This is a genomic window from Paenibacillus oryzisoli (assembly GCF_001653565.1).
Lineage (GTDB): Bacteria > Bacillota > Bacilli > Paenibacillales > NBRC-103111 > Paenibacillus_E > Paenibacillus_E oryzisoli.
In genome coordinates, this window is record NZ_LYPB01000073.1 from 108,896 (window position 1) to 123,971 (window position 15,076).

16 protein-coding genes are annotated in these 15,076 nt (G+C 45.6%); 7 read left to right on the plus strand and 9 right to left on the minus strand.

Annotated elements, in window-relative coordinates; all coding sequences use genetic code 11:
- Positions 1-632 precede the first annotated feature (632 nt).
- The 3 genes from A8708_RS18805 to A8708_RS18815 are packed head-to-tail and all read right to left on the minus strand — an operon-like array spanning position 633 to position 3,191.
- The gene (locus A8708_RS18805) at positions 633-1,616 is read right to left on the minus strand and encodes a 5-oxoprolinase subunit C family protein (RefSeq protein WP_068666202.1); all 984 of its coding nucleotides are present in this window, start codon (positions 1,614-1,616) and stop codon (positions 633-635) included.
- On the minus strand, positions 1,606-2,391 hold the full coding sequence (gene pxpB, locus A8708_RS18810; protein ID WP_068666204.1) for a 5-oxoprolinase subunit PxpB: 786 nt from the start codon (positions 2,389-2,391) through the stop codon (positions 1,606-1,608). The genes A8708_RS18805 and pxpB overlap by 11 nt, the downstream gene beginning before the upstream one ends.
- Positions 2,388-3,191, minus strand: coding sequence for an alpha/beta hydrolase (locus A8708_RS18815; protein WP_068666206.1), 804 nt, complete (start codon positions 3,189-3,191; stop codon positions 2,388-2,390). Before A8708_RS18815 ends, pxpB begins: the two co-directional genes overlap by 4 nt.
- A gap of 98 nt (positions 3,192-3,289) precedes the next feature.
- Between A8708_RS18815 and A8708_RS18820 the strand changes: the two genes are divergently transcribed.
- On the plus strand, positions 3,290-3,610 hold the full coding sequence (locus A8708_RS18820; RefSeq protein WP_068666208.1) for a heavy metal-binding domain-containing protein: 321 nt from the start codon (positions 3,290-3,292) through the stop codon (positions 3,608-3,610).
- Complete coding sequence (locus A8708_RS34935; protein WP_082927626.1) at positions 3,607-3,852, plus strand: hypothetical protein; 246 nt, start codon at positions 3,607-3,609, stop codon at positions 3,850-3,852. The genes A8708_RS18820 and A8708_RS34935 overlap by 4 nt, the downstream gene beginning before the upstream one ends.
- A gap of 73 nt (positions 3,853-3,925) precedes the next feature.
- Here the strand turns inward: A8708_RS34935 and A8708_RS18825 are convergent, their stop codons facing one another.
- Positions 3,926-5,539 carry a bifunctional metallophosphatase/5'-nucleotidase gene (locus A8708_RS18825; protein ID WP_068666210.1) on the minus strand — a complete coding sequence of 538 codons (1,614 nt, stop codon included), beginning with the start codon at positions 5,537-5,539 and terminating at the stop codon, positions 3,926-3,928.
- 130 nt (positions 5,540-5,669) lie between these two features.
- On the opposite strand from A8708_RS18825, the gene A8708_RS18830 reads away from it, so the two are divergent.
- A complete protein-coding gene (locus A8708_RS18830) occupies positions 5,670-6,656 on the plus strand; it encodes a phosphate/phosphite/phosphonate ABC transporter substrate-binding protein (protein WP_068666212.1) in 987 nt (328 codons plus the stop codon).
- 227 nt (positions 6,657-6,883) lie between these two features.
- Positions 6,884-7,147, plus strand: coding sequence for a hypothetical protein (locus A8708_RS18835; RefSeq protein WP_068666214.1), 264 nt, complete (start codon positions 6,884-6,886; stop codon positions 7,145-7,147).
- A gap of 145 nt (positions 7,148-7,292) precedes the next feature.
- Here A8708_RS18835 and phnE read toward each other — a convergent pair whose 3' ends face one another.
- The 3 genes from phnE to A8708_RS18850 form a co-directional block, all read right to left on the minus strand.
- Positions 7,293-8,867, minus strand: coding sequence for a phosphonate ABC transporter, permease protein PhnE (phnE, locus tag A8708_RS37105; protein ID WP_082927627.1), 1,575 nt, complete (start codon positions 8,865-8,867; stop codon positions 7,293-7,295).
- Positions 8,864-9,637: a phosphonate ABC transporter ATP-binding protein gene (gene phnC, locus A8708_RS18845; protein ID WP_068666216.1), complete on the minus strand. Its 774-nt coding sequence runs from the start codon at positions 9,635-9,637 to the stop codon at positions 8,864-8,866. The genes phnE and phnC overlap by 4 nt, the downstream gene beginning before the upstream one ends.
- Before the next feature lie 166 nt (positions 9,638-9,803).
- Positions 9,804-10,835 carry a HoxN/HupN/NixA family nickel/cobalt transporter gene (locus tag A8708_RS18850; protein WP_068666218.1) on the minus strand — a complete coding sequence of 344 codons (1,032 nt, stop codon included), beginning with the start codon at positions 10,833-10,835 and terminating at the stop codon, positions 9,804-9,806.
- A gap of 206 nt (positions 10,836-11,041) precedes the next feature.
- Between A8708_RS18850 and A8708_RS18855 the strand changes: the two genes are divergently transcribed.
- From A8708_RS18855 to A8708_RS18865, 3 genes are all read left to right on the plus strand, one after another.
- Positions 11,042-11,854: a sensor histidine kinase gene (locus tag A8708_RS18855; RefSeq protein WP_068666220.1), complete on the plus strand. Its 813-nt coding sequence runs from the start codon at positions 11,042-11,044 to the stop codon at positions 11,852-11,854.
- Positions 11,854-12,516 carry a response regulator gene (locus tag A8708_RS18860; RefSeq protein WP_420848583.1) on the plus strand — a complete coding sequence of 221 codons (663 nt, stop codon included), beginning with the start codon at positions 11,854-11,856 and terminating at the stop codon, positions 12,514-12,516. Before A8708_RS18855 ends, A8708_RS18860 begins: the two co-directional genes overlap by 1 nt.
- Before the next feature lie 640 nt (positions 12,517-13,156).
- Positions 13,157-13,786 (plus strand): YcnI family copper-binding membrane protein, encoded by a 630-nt coding sequence (locus A8708_RS18865; protein WP_068666222.1) that lies wholly within the window; start codon positions 13,157-13,159, stop codon positions 13,784-13,786.
- A gap of 230 nt (positions 13,787-14,016) precedes the next feature.
- Here A8708_RS18865 and A8708_RS18870 read toward each other — a convergent pair whose 3' ends face one another.
- A complete protein-coding gene (locus tag A8708_RS18870; protein WP_068666224.1) occupies positions 14,017-14,580 on the minus strand; it encodes a guanylate kinase in 564 nt (187 codons plus the stop codon).
- A 150-nt stretch (positions 14,581-14,730) separates the two neighbouring features.
- Positions 14,731-14,955 (minus strand): hypothetical protein, encoded by a 225-nt coding sequence (locus A8708_RS18875; protein WP_068666225.1) that lies wholly within the window; start codon positions 14,953-14,955, stop codon positions 14,731-14,733.
- Positions 14,956-15,076: the final 121 nt, after the last annotated feature.

The window sequence follows — 15,076 nt, forward strand, 5'->3', positions numbered from 1 at the left end:
CTCTTTACTCTTTACTCTTTACTCTTTACTCTTTACTCTTTACTCTTTACTCTTTACTCTTTACTCTTTACTCTTTACTACTACTACTACTACTGCTAATGCTACTACTTTTCACTACTCTTACGCTTACTCACTTCATCCAACACACAACTTAATTCCCTACTCAACCCACTCACTACTCACGTAGACAAATAACTGTATTTTCTCCATCTAATCAAGGATCTTTTGGACAAATTTATGAATTAACTGTATTTTCTCCAGTTAAAAGTAGCCATTTCCTTCGAATGAAGATAATTAGGCGAAAATAACTGGAGTTTTTCCATCTAATTGCCAAAATCATTGCAAAACAACAAAAATAACTGGAGTTTTTCCAGTTAAAGTTGCTCTTTAGGGTGCATGGATGCGGTCGAAGGGTAAGGTGACGTGATGCAGAATACTAATACGGTAAAATAGATGTGACCTGCTAGGGTACGGTGCATAAATGCAGCCTGCTGGTGAGGTAAAGTGATGTAACATGCCTAGCGTGCCTTAGATCCGGCACGCTAAGCACTGTGACGGAGATCCCGCTTTCTAAGTACGGTACCACAGATGCGGCCTGCGGCCAGTAGCCCTTGTACTCATCCCTTCTCATCTCACCTCAACCAAGCCCTAACTCCCGCCTCCAGCAGCTTCAAATCCATCGCTTGCATGAGCAACAACTCCTGTGCTTCGCTATGGGAAACCTCCTGAAACCGCAGAAAGCCTCCTGGCTTGACCTGCGCCACTAATGGTAAATCTGCCGTAATTACGTGGCCGATGCGCGGGTATCCGCCGGTCGTTTGGCAATCTGCCAGCAGGAGAATGGGTTGTCCACTTAAGGGGACTTGAATTGTGCCAGCAACGACGGCTTCTGAAATCATTTCGTAGGGTAGGCCAGCTTCGAGCTCCAGAGGAGGCTCAATGGATAACCGATATCCCATGCGATCGGATTGTGAGGTAACTAGAAAACGATGCGATACGAATCGCGACCAGCTGTCTGGTGTAAATCGTGAAGCTTCCTTGCCTCGAACAAACCTGATGACTGGATTGTCGCGATAATCAGGGCGTATCATTGAACTTACGATTTTACTTCGTAATTCAACCTCTTTAACAATCTCAGCAGCCAGCCCTTCCTTCTCTACTCCCAGTACATCCCCGTTACGTAGTGCTCTTCCCTCATATCCACCAATGGCAGCTCTCTGATAGGTACTGCGACTTCCGAGTACGTTACTTGACCTGAATCCTCCATGAACAGCCAAATAAGATCGGCATCCCTCTACAGCGTATCCAACAGACAACTTGCTTCCCTTATGAAGGACGAATGGCTGCCACATTGGCGCTGAATATCCATCCAACTCTGCCCGCATATCAGCACCGCAAATGGCTACCAGCATATCGCTCTGTGCTACTAACGTGGCTCCCTGAAGGGTCATTTCCAAGGCAGCCGCTTTCAAACCATTTCCAACCAATAAATTGGCTGCCCTGTGAGCAAATCGATCCATGGGTCCCGACACAATGACACCATGTTTTCGATGACCATAGCGCCCATCATCCTGAATAGTGGACAATAGGCCAGGCGTAATGACATCAAAGCTCATGACTAGCATTCCCTTCCTCTAATGCATGAAACTGCTCAGATGTAATTGTCACAAATCTCACTTGATCGCCAACTTGGAGTAGGGATGGGGGAACGATGTCCGGGCGAAACAATCGTAATGGCGTTCGACCGATAAGCTGCCAACCGCCTGGTGTTTCAAAAGGGTAAATTCCCGTCTGCGCCCCGCCTATCCCCACTGAACCTGCTGGAATTTGTGTGCGCGGCACGGATTTGCGCGGTGTAGCAAGCCGTTCATCCATCCCGCCTAAATAAGGAAAACCAGGGGCGAAACCAATCATATAAACGGGATACACGCGAGCAGTATGCCAAGAGACGATTTCATCTGAGCTGACGCGATGATAATCCGCTACTTCTGCCAAATCGGGGCCGAATCCCTCCTCATAGCAGACTGGAATTTCTATAATAGCCCCTAATTTCCCTGTTAATTCCTCGCTATCATCAACTACATACGCATCAAGTAACTGCTCGATGTATATCAAAACGTAGTCATAGGGAAGCCGGTCGGCATGTCCAAGCATTTGTCCACTTTTTAACACGGCTCCAGAAGAATAGTTATAAATGCGGAATGCATCATAATAAATTGTAATCGTTGTAAAAGCGGCGACTAGCTCAATGAAGCCATCCTTCCAGTTATTTTCCAAGTAATTCACGACCTGCCTGACCTTATGAAGATTCGCTGCCGATATGTCTTCACCTAATCGAATCACAATCGCCGAGTCTCCAAGCGGATAGCATTCGTAGGGGAGCTTGGTCATGCGAAATGTTGCTTTTTCAACCAATTCGCACAAACATCAGGCCAGACATGTGCCTCTGGATGATCGGCTGCGATTCCAATGCCGTGTTTTCCCGATTCGAAGACATGCAGGTCGAAAGGAATTTTATTGCGGCTAAGGCTACTTGCAAAAAGCAAACTATTTTCAACCGGAACCGCTGCATCATCTGCCGTGTGCCATAGGAAAGTTGGCGGCGTATCTGATGTTACTTGAAGTTCGTTGCTTAAATGTTCGACTAACTCTCCACTCGCATCTTCGCCTAATAAATTGATGCGTGAACCTTGGTGCCCATCCATGCCAAATGAAATAACCGGATAACACAGCACCATGAGATTAGGACGCGAGCTCTGGTGCTCAATCGGATCCGCTGAAGACTGATCTCCTGCGTCGTAGTGTGTACCCGCTGTTGCTGCCAAATGTCCGCCAGCAGAAAAACCAAGAATGCCGACGCGATTCGCATCGACGCCCCATGCTTCGGCATGATGTCTCACCGTGCGAATAGCCCGTTGCGCATCTTGCAAAGGAATCGGATGTTTATAGGGTGCTACGCGATAGTTCACCACATATGCGGAAATGCCTAACCCATTCAGCCACTTGGCAATGGGCTCGCCTTCATGAGGGGCACGTCTGCTGTAACCGCCGCCTGGACATACAATAACTGCCGCGCGCAAACCATCTCCCTCTGCTGGATATAGGGTTAAGCTTGGGCAGCCTTGGTTCTCCTCGCCTTGACTATCTAATGTAGCTCCTGGCCATAATTCAATCGTTGTCCCTGTGTTCATTGTGAAACCCCCTCATGTGATTAACGTACTACGTTAATAATAGCTAATCCTTACCCAGTAGAAAAGCATATATTTCAACTCAGAAGGAGCGATTCGACATGATTGTAGTTACGACAGAAAACATTGCTGGATATGAGGTTACGGAAGTTCTGGGCAGCACCTTTGGCGTTGTTGTTCGGGCCAGAGGCATTGGCGGTGATATCATGGCCTCACTGAAGGGGTTAATCGGCGGAGAAGTCACGCAGTATACGCAAATGGTGGAAGACGGACGTAAGCAAGCGATGGACAGACTGGTCAAGAATGCGGCTGCCATGGGCGGGGATGCGATTGTCATGATGCGCTTCGACAGTGGGGATATTGGTCAAAATATGAGTGAAATCGTCGCGTATGGCACTGTCGTTCGGACGCGAAGGCTATGAGCGGGTATTTCTCTATTTTGTTCATATACGGCTTGTGGATTGTCGGCTTCCTTATACTACTTCTTCTAGGTTATCTCGTTTATGACAAACGCTACAAAACAAACGGTGCCGCAACACCACAATCCCCACCAAACGGCTTTCTAAGTACACCTGAAGTTTTCATAGATCCCAAAGACGGATTCACATATCGGGTATACTACAATCCTCGAACAGGAGAACGTGCCTATATTCGTGAGAAATAATCTTCACAAATAACGAAAAGCCTGACAAAAGTAACGCATCTTGCGACTCTCATGCTCTTGTCAGGCTTTTTAACTAATTCCAAATCACTTTCCAGTTGTGGTTCACGCTCGCCTCGATTGTTCCCCGTTGCATAATATAGCCTGCCAGAAGCTCTGCGACATCTGTGGGAATATCTTTCACGACTGGCTTATTCTGAAACATGGCATAGTTGCCCCCGCCAGCAGCGCGGTAATTGTTCATAACCACATCGAATGAGGCGTCGAGATCAATTGGTTCCCCTTCATAATCCAGCTGAACAACCCGATCCCCAACTGGACGAGAAGCATTAATCGTGTAAGAAATACCCTCCCACATATCGTAATTATAATGGGCAGGCTTCGGTTCCATGAAGGACTTACTTACGTTCAACTCTCCATTTTCACCTAGTTCAAAATACTCCGCAGACTGCTCAAGCGCATCCTTAATATCTTGACCCGAGATTCGAATGACTTTCAGCGTGTTCGGGTAAATGTAGTTGGAAACGATATCCCGCATCGTAATGTCCGAAGGAAATCCGGGAGAAACGTTATCGAATAACGCTGTGTTTGAAATTTGTGCACCCGACAGCTCCATCTGAACTTTGTTAATAAACTCGATTAGTGCATTATCTTCCGTACGAATCCGCATAGGATCTCTCACGAGCATGTCCCCAGTAAGCTTCCCGATTGGCTGATCTAGCCATTGCTGTGTCTTCGCCTCATAGGAACCGATTCGTGCGAGCAGCTCCGAATCTGCCTCCACACCTGCAACAGATAGCAGTTCCGATTGCTTAGAAGCAATCCGCCACTTGCCTTCGACCAACTCTAATGCAATATCTACCTTCCCAAGGGTCACACCGGCTGTTCCTGGTTGAACGATTGTTACACCGTTAATTTGAGCGCCAGCAATACTTCGATGCTGATGACCTGTAAGCAGAACGTCGATTCCTTCTACTTCCATACACAGTTGATATCCTTGATTCTCACCTGTCAGTGGTTCTGTAGGCTCACCCGTTGCAATATCTCTTTCAAAACCACCATGGTAGGAAACGACAACGACATCCACGTGTTCCTGCTCTTTGAGAAATTGGATCCATGTACGGGCTGCAGCAATCGGATCTTCGAAACGCAGACCAACAATGTGCTTCGGATCTTCCCAATTCGGAATATAAGGCGTTGTTAGACCAAGAATCCCTACACGCACGCCATCCGTAAATTGCTTGACTACATACGGTTGGCCAAAGAATGGCTCTCCCGTCTCATCACTCACGATATTCGCACATAACCAAGGGAAATTAGATTCCTGAACGGCCTTTTGGAGCACGTCCATGCCATAATTGAACTCATGATTCCCGAGCACGGCCCCATCATATTTCAAATAGTTAAGCCCAAGCACCATAGGATTCATTGGTTCATTAGCCAAACGCGCATGGTGATAAGCAAGCGGCGTTCCCTGAATCAGGTCACCATTATCCAACACAATGACGTGAGCATCTTTCGCACGTTCCTTAACAATTAAGGACGCGATTTTCGATAATCCCACATTATTGGGTTGATTATTTGCATAATGAATGGGAAACATATTCCCATGGAGGTCGCTCGTTTCTAAAATCGTAATATGACTTGTTCGTGCTTGTCCAATCTTCGTCAAGCGATTCACCCTATTCATAATTTTTGTAAAGTTTTACATATCATTTGTCAGTTTAACAAATACTTCACACTATCTTCCATATCTCTTATGATAATGTTATAGTACAACATAGATAAAAAGTAAATATTTAAACGGAGGTCAAAAAACCATGAAAAAATTAGTCGTGCTTAGTTTGTCCATGATTGTAGCTGCAGGTGCACTTGTTGGATGTGCCAAAAAAGACGAGACTCCAGCTGCTTCATCAACTGCTAAAGCGACTGCTGCAGCAACAACGGCTGCATCAGCAACTCCAGCAGCAGCGGCAGGTTTCGTTCCAAAGGAACTTAAAGTACAATTCGTCCCTTCTCAAAATGCAGAGACACTTGAAGCAAAAGCTAAGCCGCTTGAAAAATTGCTTGGAGATAAATTAGGAATCCCAGTTAAGGTTTCCGTTTCCACAGATTACAACGTTGTTATCGAAGCTATGTCCTCCAAACAAGTAGATGTTGGTTTCTTACCGCCAAGTAACTATGTTGTTGCTCACGATAACCGTAAAGCTGCTGATCTTCTTGTACAAGCACAGCGTTTTGGTGTTGATGATGCAACAGGTCAACCAACGAAAGAACTTGTAGATTTCTACAAATCGATGATTGTTGTCAAAGCCGATTCCCCAATTAAATCCGTAGCTGATTTGAAAGGCAAGAAGATGGGCTGGCAAGGTGTTACTTCTGCAGCTGGTTACATCTACCCTGGTCTTGTTTTGAAAACCGCTGGTGTAGATCCAGTTAAAGATGTAACAGGCGTTCAATTCCAAGGCCACGATAAAGCGATTATCGCACTTCTTAACGGCCAAGTTGATGCAGTAGGCGTGTTCCAAGATATCCGTACGAACATGATTAAAGATTACCCAGATATTTTCAAACAAACGAAAGTTCTTGCTTTCTCCGATAAAATTCCAAATGATACAATCGCTGTTCGTTCCGATATGGATGCGGCTTGGAAGAAGAAAATTCAAGATGCTTTCATCGCGATCGGTAACGATCCAGAAGGTAAAAAAGTGATCATCGATGTATACACGCACCAAGGGTATGCAGCTACAACAGATGACAAATTCAACATCGTTCGTGAAGCAAATAAAGCAATGGGCTTGAAATAATTCCAAAAAAATTGTAAATTAAATTACACACGACAGAACAAACCACCGCAGCATGTGTCTAACATCCATGACGCGGTGGTTTTTCCCTTCTAAAATTTACATTCTATACCAGACTTTCCTTGCATATTATGAATGTGGCACGCCCGTCCAAGCTCATCGTTTACTTATAGCTATCAAACGTTTACAAAGTCGGTCGTGTCATAACTCATTGTGGGGTGAAAAACAGGATGTACGAAATGCTGATCATGCGTAAAACAGAAGTGATTATTCGATGCGGCACCGATGAAGTTCGAGGCGCTATTTCGCAGTATTACCCAGAATTTCAGCTTTTAAAAATAAACAACATTATGATCCCGATCACCTTAATTGATCAAATTGAAATTATAGGGCCAAATGAACCCCTCTCTCACGTTTCTCATCGACTGCGTGAGCCTCGTATCCTTTACTTGGTTGCACAAGGTGGGGCCATCAGTACGTTACATAGATCCTAAACCCAAATAAACGGCTACGCCGTCTTTGAAGGACAGAAGCGTTTATCTAGAAATTCAGCGTAAATCTTATAAATTCTGAAATTTTCAAAAAGGCAGTTCTTGAAGGTTACAACCTTCAGGAACTGCCTTTTTGGGTTCGAACATTTTATACGATTCGTTTCCGTAATGTTCCGGAGATATAATCGATGATGGATACAGTGACAATAATCCCGATTAAGATAATACCTACACGCGGCCACTGCCGAGCATTCAGTGCGAAGATCAGCGGTGTCCCGATCCCTCCGGCACCGATGACCCCAAGCAAGGTCGCGGAGCGCACGTTAATTTCAAAACGGTATAGCGTATATGAAATGAAATCCGGTATGACCTGAGGAATAACGGCGAATGACATCCGCTGCCAGAAGTTTGCTCCAACAGCTGTCATAGCCTCTGTAGGCCCCATGTCCATGTTCTCAATGGCCTCAGCATACAGTTTGCCGAGCATCCCCACAGAATGCAAACCAAGAGCCATTACGCCCGCATAAGCGTTCGGTCCAACAGCTTTAATAAAGATCAAAGCCATAATAATTTCCGGAATCGTTCGAACGATGCTCAGGAACAGCTTCCCTGTACCAGAAACAGCACGGTACTTGCTCATATTGGCCGCAGCCCAGAAAGCAAAAGGAAGACAAACGATTGCAGATACGAAGTTTCCTAAATAAGAGATCGACAATGTTTCAAGCAGGGAACGCAGCAAATCTTCACCCTCAGGGATGTAGACGTAAGCCCAATCTGGATGGAATAAGCCGCTGATCATCGCTTTTGTCAGAATCCACGTGGTTGGTTGGAAGCCCGTCAACTCCAAACCTGTTAACGCCCAAATAAGAAGGCCAATCACAGCCACTACACCAATAATTTTATACGTGTTAGCTTGTGTCTCGGACATCGGTTTGGCACTGCCTTTTAACAAATACGTACGGAATCGTGTACTCACTAAGTCAATGATAACAACGATCAGCAACGTGTAAATAACAATGGCACAAGACTGATCATATCGGAACAGATCCAGTGTGTTTTTGAGCAATAAGCCGATCCCACCCGCACCAACGAGACCAAGAATGGCAGATGCACGAATACTTACTTCAAACGTGTACAGGAAATGCGCTAAATACGTAGGAGCAACTTGTGGCAGAACGCCGAAACGAATCAGCTTCAACTTATTAGCACCAACGGCCGTCATCGCTTCAAGCGGTCCTGGATCAATAGCTTCCGTCGACTCATAAGAAAGCTTGGAAATAATACCAAAGGTAAAGAAAATTAATGCTAACGTACCTGCTGTTGGCCCAAAGCCTACTAATACGGCAAAAAGGGCGGCATAGAGCAAATCAGGTATGGTACGAACGAAATTCATAATAAATCGCGCTGGATAGGACAACCATGCCGACGATGTTACGTTGCGAGCAGCGAGAAGCGCCATTGGGAATGCGAATAAGGCGCCAACAATCGTGCCCAGAATGGACATTTGTATCGTCTGTGCCATCGGCTTCCAAATATCCGCGAAGAACAGCCAATCTGGCGGAAACATTTCGGCGATGAATTTCATGATCTCCGGCGTACCTGTAGCTAATCGAGTCAGCGTCGCATCTGTCTGATAAATGCTGCCGATCAGGAAAAGCACCATGATCGCGATGATCATATAGAACTTCGTGCGCGGAGGCTTTTTGACGGTTGCTACACTCATTCCTCCTGCACCCCCAGCAGCTCATCTTTCTTGATGGCGCGGCCGTAAATCTCGGAGAACACATCATCCGTCGCATCCGCAACAGGTCCATCGTATACGACCTTTCCTGCACGAAGTCCGATAATGCGCGTCGCGTACTCCCGAGCCAAATCGATAAAGTGAAGGTTGACGACGGTAGTGATCCCGAGATCTTTGTTAATCCGTTTCAGGTCATCCATAACCTGACGTGTCGTGAGCGGATCCAACGATGCCACGGGCTCGTCCGCTAAGATGATCTTAGCTTCCTGTGCGAGCGCTCTAGCAATGGAAACACGCTGCTGTTGACCGCCGGACAATTCATCGGCGCGCGAATACGCTTTTTCACGGATATTAACCCGCTCCAACGCTTTGAGCGAAAGCTCAAGGTCCGCTTTAGGGAACAAACCAAACATCGTGCGAAGTGTGGAATGGTAGCCTACGCGACCGGAGAGGACGTTACGGATAACTGTGGATCTTTTGACTAGATTAAAGGTTTGGAAAATCATCCCGATATCTCTACGCATAAGGCGCAAGCCTGCGCCATTCGCTTTGGTAATGGATTTCCCATCGATTAGAATCTCTCCGCTTGTCGTCTCATGCAGACGATTAATCGAACGAAGCAGCGTAGATTTACCAGCGCCTGATAATCCTACGATAACAACGAACTCCCCAGGGTGTATGGTAAGGTTAATGTCATTTAGGCCAACAGTACCATTCGGATATACTTTTGAAAGATGTTTAAACTCGATCATGATTCGTCCTACTTTCTTTACACAATTTCAAGTGCTAGACAGACTACTTTCAACGAATAATTGAAAAATCCTTTTTTCTAGCATTACCTTTAGAAAAAATTCATATTCCATTGTTCACCATGCACAAAAAAATGACCCCATGCGTACCCGCAGAGGCCATTTACTCTCATGGATTGTACTTTGCACCCCAGCGTTCCTCAATCTTCATACCTCTCCATACGGCAATCGAAACGATCCACGCGATGACGAACATCCCAACCAGAATAAAGCCTAACGTACCGAAATCAATCTCTTGCAGCCACGTCCAGAACGTACCTTCCATGCTGAATTCTTCGGAAAGCACCTGTCCGAGCTCAATTACACCAATAATTAACGCAGCTACAACTGCAAGTGCGGTAACGGTCAAATTGTAATAAAGCTTGCGCACTGGCGTATGGAAAGCCCATTTGTACGCTTTGGTCATGAACATACCGTCTGCCGTATCGAATAGGCTCATCCCAGCTGCGAACAAAAGCGGCAGTGAAATGACGCCGATAAATGGAATTGCATCTTTCGCCGCATGCGCGGATATGGCCAGTAAGGCGATTTCGCTTGCCGTATCAAAGCCTAAACCAAAAAGGAAGCCTAGCGGATACACATGCCAGCTTTTGGTGATGAACGAGAATAGCGGTTTAATGAGTCGCGCGATGAACCCACGTGATTCTAACAGCTCTTCAAACTCGTTGTCATCATGTTGACCGCCGCGAAACTTCAAGAACATTTTGTAGAGGCTTATCAGGATTAACAGATTAATGATACCAATAATGACGAGGAATAGTCCCGACACTGACGCGCCAATCACGCCGCCAAAACGCTGCATCCACGGGAGCTCACGAGCTGCCCATTGTACCGAGAAGGCCGTTACAATCGCCATAACGAACACGACGGACGAGTGACCTAATGAGAAGTAGAAACCGACACCAAGTGGATTCTTCTTCTGTTGCACAAGCTTCCGCACCGTATTGTCGATAGCCGCAATATGATCAACATCGAACGCATGACGCATCCCTAAGGTATACGCCAGAAGTCCAATTCCCCAGAACGCAGGAGATGATTGGGCAACGGTGTATAAACCGATCAGTCCCACTACATGAAGGAGGATAATAAAGCCAACGTATCCAGCCCAATTCTTCCTTTCCTGCAGCAAAGATTTCCACATAATAATTCAACCACACCTTTCTCATCCGTGTTACGATTTACTAATAATGTAGCACAAGCGTGCGGGAATTGAGAAGTGCCTCATCTATATTTTGTGAAGAATTCTAATTGAAAGATGATATAATGGAAACCGTTCCAATTCTACGGCTATCTTATCTCAAGGAACACATGCCATGCTTTTATTATAAAAAGGAGCTGATTCCCTGCATGTCTATGCGTAAATACAAGCTTTTTACGGTGCTAGTGCCTGTCTTTATTATTGGCGGATTTGAATATATTCGTCATGAATTTTTACTGCGCTATTTGACGATGGAAGCCGGCAATTTCACGATTACAGTAATTACGTTGCTTCTATCTTATCTCTTCGCTTCTTGGATGTTCACCAGCATGGAACGCAGCAACGAGAAAATCCTGCTCAGTGAAGCCCGCAGAGCGGTCTTCGAGGAGCGAGAACGCCTGGCTAGAGAGCTGCACGACGATTTGGCGCAGACCCTCTTCTTCTTGAATGTGAAGTTGCGTCAAGGCGACATCGAAGAAGCGAAAGCGGCTGTTTCTGAAATTGACAATTCTCTGCGTCAGGCTATATTCAATCTGAGAACACCGCCAGAAGAAGGAACTTCGTTCGGGCAACGCATTCATACTTATTTGGACAATTGGCGGTTAGTCACAGGCATTGAACTCCATGAGACGGTAAAAATCACCGAAAACAGCTTCTCACCCAATGAAGAAATCCTCCTCTTCGGCATTATGCAGGAGGCTTTCACCAATATCCGCAAGCATTCGATGGCAACCGATGCTACCTTCCATTTGGAGGATAGTCACAATCACTGGCGAATGCACATTACAGACAACGGTTGCGGCATGCAGCCTGATACGAAGGCTAGTGGTAAAAACACGACTTACGGCATTGATCTCATGCACAAACGAACTTCCGAGCTCGGTGCTACGCTTGAGCTTCGGAGTGAGCAAGATGCTGGCACGGAACTGATCGTGCAAGCTGAAAGAACGGTGAACAGCTGATGATGGAACAAATGCCCTTTCGCGTTCTTATTGTTGATGATCATCCCTTAGCGCGCAAAGCCATACAAAGTATGCTGGCACCCTGCCCCGATTTCTTCATCGTTGGCGAAGCTAGCAGCGGCGAAGAGGCGATTCGCCTCTGTGCCGAGCTCGCGCCAGAAGTCGTCTTAATGGACATTCATATGTCGCCGATGGACGGACTACAAGCTACACGGCACATTAAGCAAGCTTATGGCGGGATACGCATCGTTATGCTCACCGTATCCGATGATGTTGCTGACCTATTCACAGCCTTGCAATTCGGAGCACAAGGATATCTGCTCAAAAACATGGATCCCGATGAATGGCTCAGCTATCTGCGTGCCCTCCTTGATGATAATTCGGAGGTGGCGCGCGGCATGGCGGACAAGCTATTCGGACGTTTCCGCTCACCGGTTGGCGCACACACGGAAGGCCCGAGCCCTCACATGCTTACGTCCCGTGAACAAGAAATCACCGCCTATGTTGCACAAGGAGATAATAATCGGGTGATTGCCGAGAAGCTGCTCATCTCCGAGCATACGGTAAAAAATCACATGAAAAACATTCTCGTAAAACTATCCTTAGAGAATCGTGTGCAGCTCACAGCTTTCGCTATTAAGCATGGTCTGACGCGGAAATAACATAGACCAGTTAACATTCGATCCTGCGGATGCTAACTGGTCTTTTCTGATGTGTGTCAACTTCTACTTCTACTTCTACTTCTACTTCTACTTCTACTTCTACTTCTACTTCTATCTCAACTGCTACTGACCACCCTTCCTTCGCCGCCAGAAACTAATTAAATGGATTTTATGTTGTTATTTTGGATGATTTTCTCCCTTCGAGAGAGATAACTGGATTTTCTACATCTAATTTCTGCTAATATCCACCAGACAGCCAATTTCACTACAATTAGATGTACCTTTTCCATCTATTGGCTATATATCGCGAAAAACGGCCAATTACCTGTATGTTTTACAGTTATTTGAAAATCCAGCTACTCAACTTCCCCCTCAACCTCTACCTCTACCTCTACCTTCACCTAATTTCTCCCCCTACCCCCACTTCTTCTTTTCCCACTCATCTCCACAACCAGCAAGTCACGCACCATTACACCTTTATCCAAGAATTGAGACAACTTCTGACGTAAAACACATAAATGCTACGATTTAGACAAAACTAGTCGAAAAAATAGCCCAGTCGAGTCATACTCATCTGCTTGTCCATCAGGTATTATGGACAACATGGTAAGAGTTGAAATTGAAAGGGGAAATACATTCCATGTTTAAAAAGTTTATGTTAACCGCGAGCTCGATGATGATCGCATCCATGCTCCTAGTAGGGATCGCAAGCGCTCACGTCACTGTATATCCAAAAGAAGCTACGCAAGGCAGCTATGAAGTTTTCACCGTTCGTGTACCTTCGGAGAAGGACAGTGCGACTACGAAAGTCGAAGTCAAGTTCCCAATTGATTCTGTAGCTGTTTCACGTTTTGAACCTAAAGCAGGTTGGAAATACGACATCGCCAAGGACGCTGCTGGCAAAATTATTGGCGTTACTTGGACAGCAACAGGTGATGGATTAGGCGCAACTGAATTCGGTGATTTCAGCATGCAGGGTAAAGTCGCTGATACCGCTACGCAAATCATTTGGAAAGCTTACCAAACTTACAAAGACGGTTCAGTTGTTGAATGGGTTGGGGCGAATGGCTCCGACAAACCAGCTTCTGTCACTACCGTTAAAACGAAAGCTGCCGCTGGTGCGACGACAGATAGTCACGGGAATGTAACAGCCGGAACTGCATCTGCCGGAGATAGTTCGGAATCGAACACATCGCTGTACCTGTCCATCGCTGCCGTGGTACTTGGCGCGTTAGCGTTGATCGTAGCGTTAGTTAGAAAACGTAAATAAAACCAATTTCCATGGTTTCAAAGGGGGCTGTCCAGAAAGTCAGTGAAAACTGACTACTGGTAGCCCCGTTTTTGTTTAATGAAATCTGGGAAGAACTAAAAGCAAAGGACAGTCCCTTTGTTTATTTGAAGGGCCACTAGGGCAGATGTACTTCTTTGAATGTTATTGCTGGTGCAGTATTGGAGGGAGTACAACGGGTGCATGATAGATTAAGGGTTGAAACGTTGCATTTAGCATATTTCAGGTCGATACGTACGGATAACTTCTTTAATTTGATTACGTGTCTCGGTAATGTCCAGATTCTGAAAGATGTGCTCACACAATTTACGGTAACCTACTTCTTCAGTGTAATGATTCAAAATATGATCAATCACTTCTGGTTCGGTGCCCTTACTTTCAAGCCGTTCCTTGACCGTTGGTTTATCTACATAAAGGAATAGACGGATAACCCGGTCTCCGTATAATTGTTTGATGACCGAAGCACCTTCACGGTTCAAAATCAAATATACAGCCTTGCCACTTAGTAAAGCATTCTCTAAGTCCCGAGTACGTACCCCATACTTTTCGTTGTCAATTTCCACTGACTGAACAAAGTTACCATTGCGCTGCATCTCTTCAAATTCATCTCTGGATATATAGTGATAGTCCAAATCTAGCCTTTCTTTACCACGAGGCAGACGAGTTGTACAAGACACAACGTGCATTAGATTGATCTCAATGCCTAATCGATGAGCCATCGTTTTCCTGCCAGAACCAGCCGTCCCTGTAAATACAAAAATATCCGGTTTTGTCATGTTCATCGCCTCCTTTGTCCTATTGTATATATCGACTAAAAATAATGGAAATGTGAGGAAAACGCCATTAAAGTTAATGAAAAGGCATGAGCCTGGCAGAATACCAGACTCATGCCTTGTGATTTTAAGATATAAGCTTGAGTATAGTCTTCATAACCATTCATATACGCTGTGTGGTGTTTCAATTAAATCTTTCATTTCATTCGGAGTTAAAATTACGTCTTTCAAAGGCATAATTAATTTGACACGGCCGTTCTGCATGTTAGTTTCAATCGTCATCGGACGACCGACAACCGTCGCTTCTTTATTGGCACGATCTTTTCGTATCTGGAATAAGGCATCCGCCTCGCTGCATTCCTGCAAAAGCAGGTACATAAAAAGGATGGACGGAAAACCTTACGGTTTCTCGCCCATCCTTTTTATTTTGGGGACTTATTGGAGAGCCCTTTTTTTTGGGGCGGCACATGATGCACACGGCTCCTACTGCGCGTGCGCC

Coding starts and splice junctions, on each gene's coding strand:
- A8708_RS18805 (WP_068666202.1), bottom strand. CDS start 1,616: ATGAGCTTTGATGTCATTACGCCTGGCCTATTGTCCACTATTCAGGAT.
- pxpB (WP_068666204.1), bottom strand. CDS start 2,391: ATGACCAAGCTCCCCTACGAATGCTATCCGCTTGGAGACTCGGCGATT.
- A8708_RS18815 (WP_068666206.1), bottom strand. CDS start 3,191: ATGAACACAGGGACAACGATTGAATTATGGCCAGGAGCTACATTAGAT.
- A8708_RS18820 (WP_068666208.1), top strand. CDS start 3,290: ATGATTGTAGTTACGACAGAAAACATTGCTGGATATGAGGTTACGGAA.
- A8708_RS34935 (WP_082927626.1), top strand. CDS start 3,607: ATGAGCGGGTATTTCTCTATTTTGTTCATATACGGCTTGTGGATTGTC.
- A8708_RS18825 (WP_068666210.1), bottom strand. CDS start 5,539: ATGAATAGGGTGAATCGCTTGACGAAGATTGGACAAGCACGAACAAGT.
- A8708_RS18830 (WP_068666212.1), top strand. CDS start 5,670: ATGAAAAAATTAGTCGTGCTTAGTTTGTCCATGATTGTAGCTGCAGGT.
- A8708_RS18835 (WP_068666214.1), top strand. CDS start 6,884: ATGTACGAAATGCTGATCATGCGTAAAACAGAAGTGATTATTCGATGC.
- phnE (WP_082927627.1), bottom strand. CDS start 8,867: ATGAGTGTAGCAACCGTCAAAAAGCCTCCGCGCACGAAGTTCTATATG.
- phnC (WP_068666216.1), bottom strand. CDS start 9,637: ATGATCGAGTTTAAACATCTTTCAAAAGTATATCCGAATGGTACTGTT.
- A8708_RS18850 (WP_068666218.1), bottom strand. CDS start 10,835: ATGTGGAAATCTTTGCTGCAGGAAAGGAAGAATTGGGCTGGATACGTT.
- A8708_RS18855 (WP_068666220.1), top strand. CDS start 11,042: ATGTCTATGCGTAAATACAAGCTTTTTACGGTGCTAGTGCCTGTCTTT.
- A8708_RS18860 (WP_420848583.1), top strand. CDS start 11,854: ATGATGGAACAAATGCCCTTTCGCGTTCTTATTGTTGATGATCATCCC.
- A8708_RS18865 (WP_068666222.1), top strand. CDS start 13,157: ATGTTTAAAAAGTTTATGTTAACCGCGAGCTCGATGATGATCGCATCC.
- A8708_RS18870 (WP_068666224.1), bottom strand. CDS start 14,580: ATGACAAAACCGGATATTTTTGTATTTACAGGGACGGCTGGTTCTGGC.
- A8708_RS18875 (WP_068666225.1), bottom strand. CDS start 14,955: ATGTACCTGCTTTTGCAGGAATGCAGCGAGGCGGATGCCTTATTCCAG.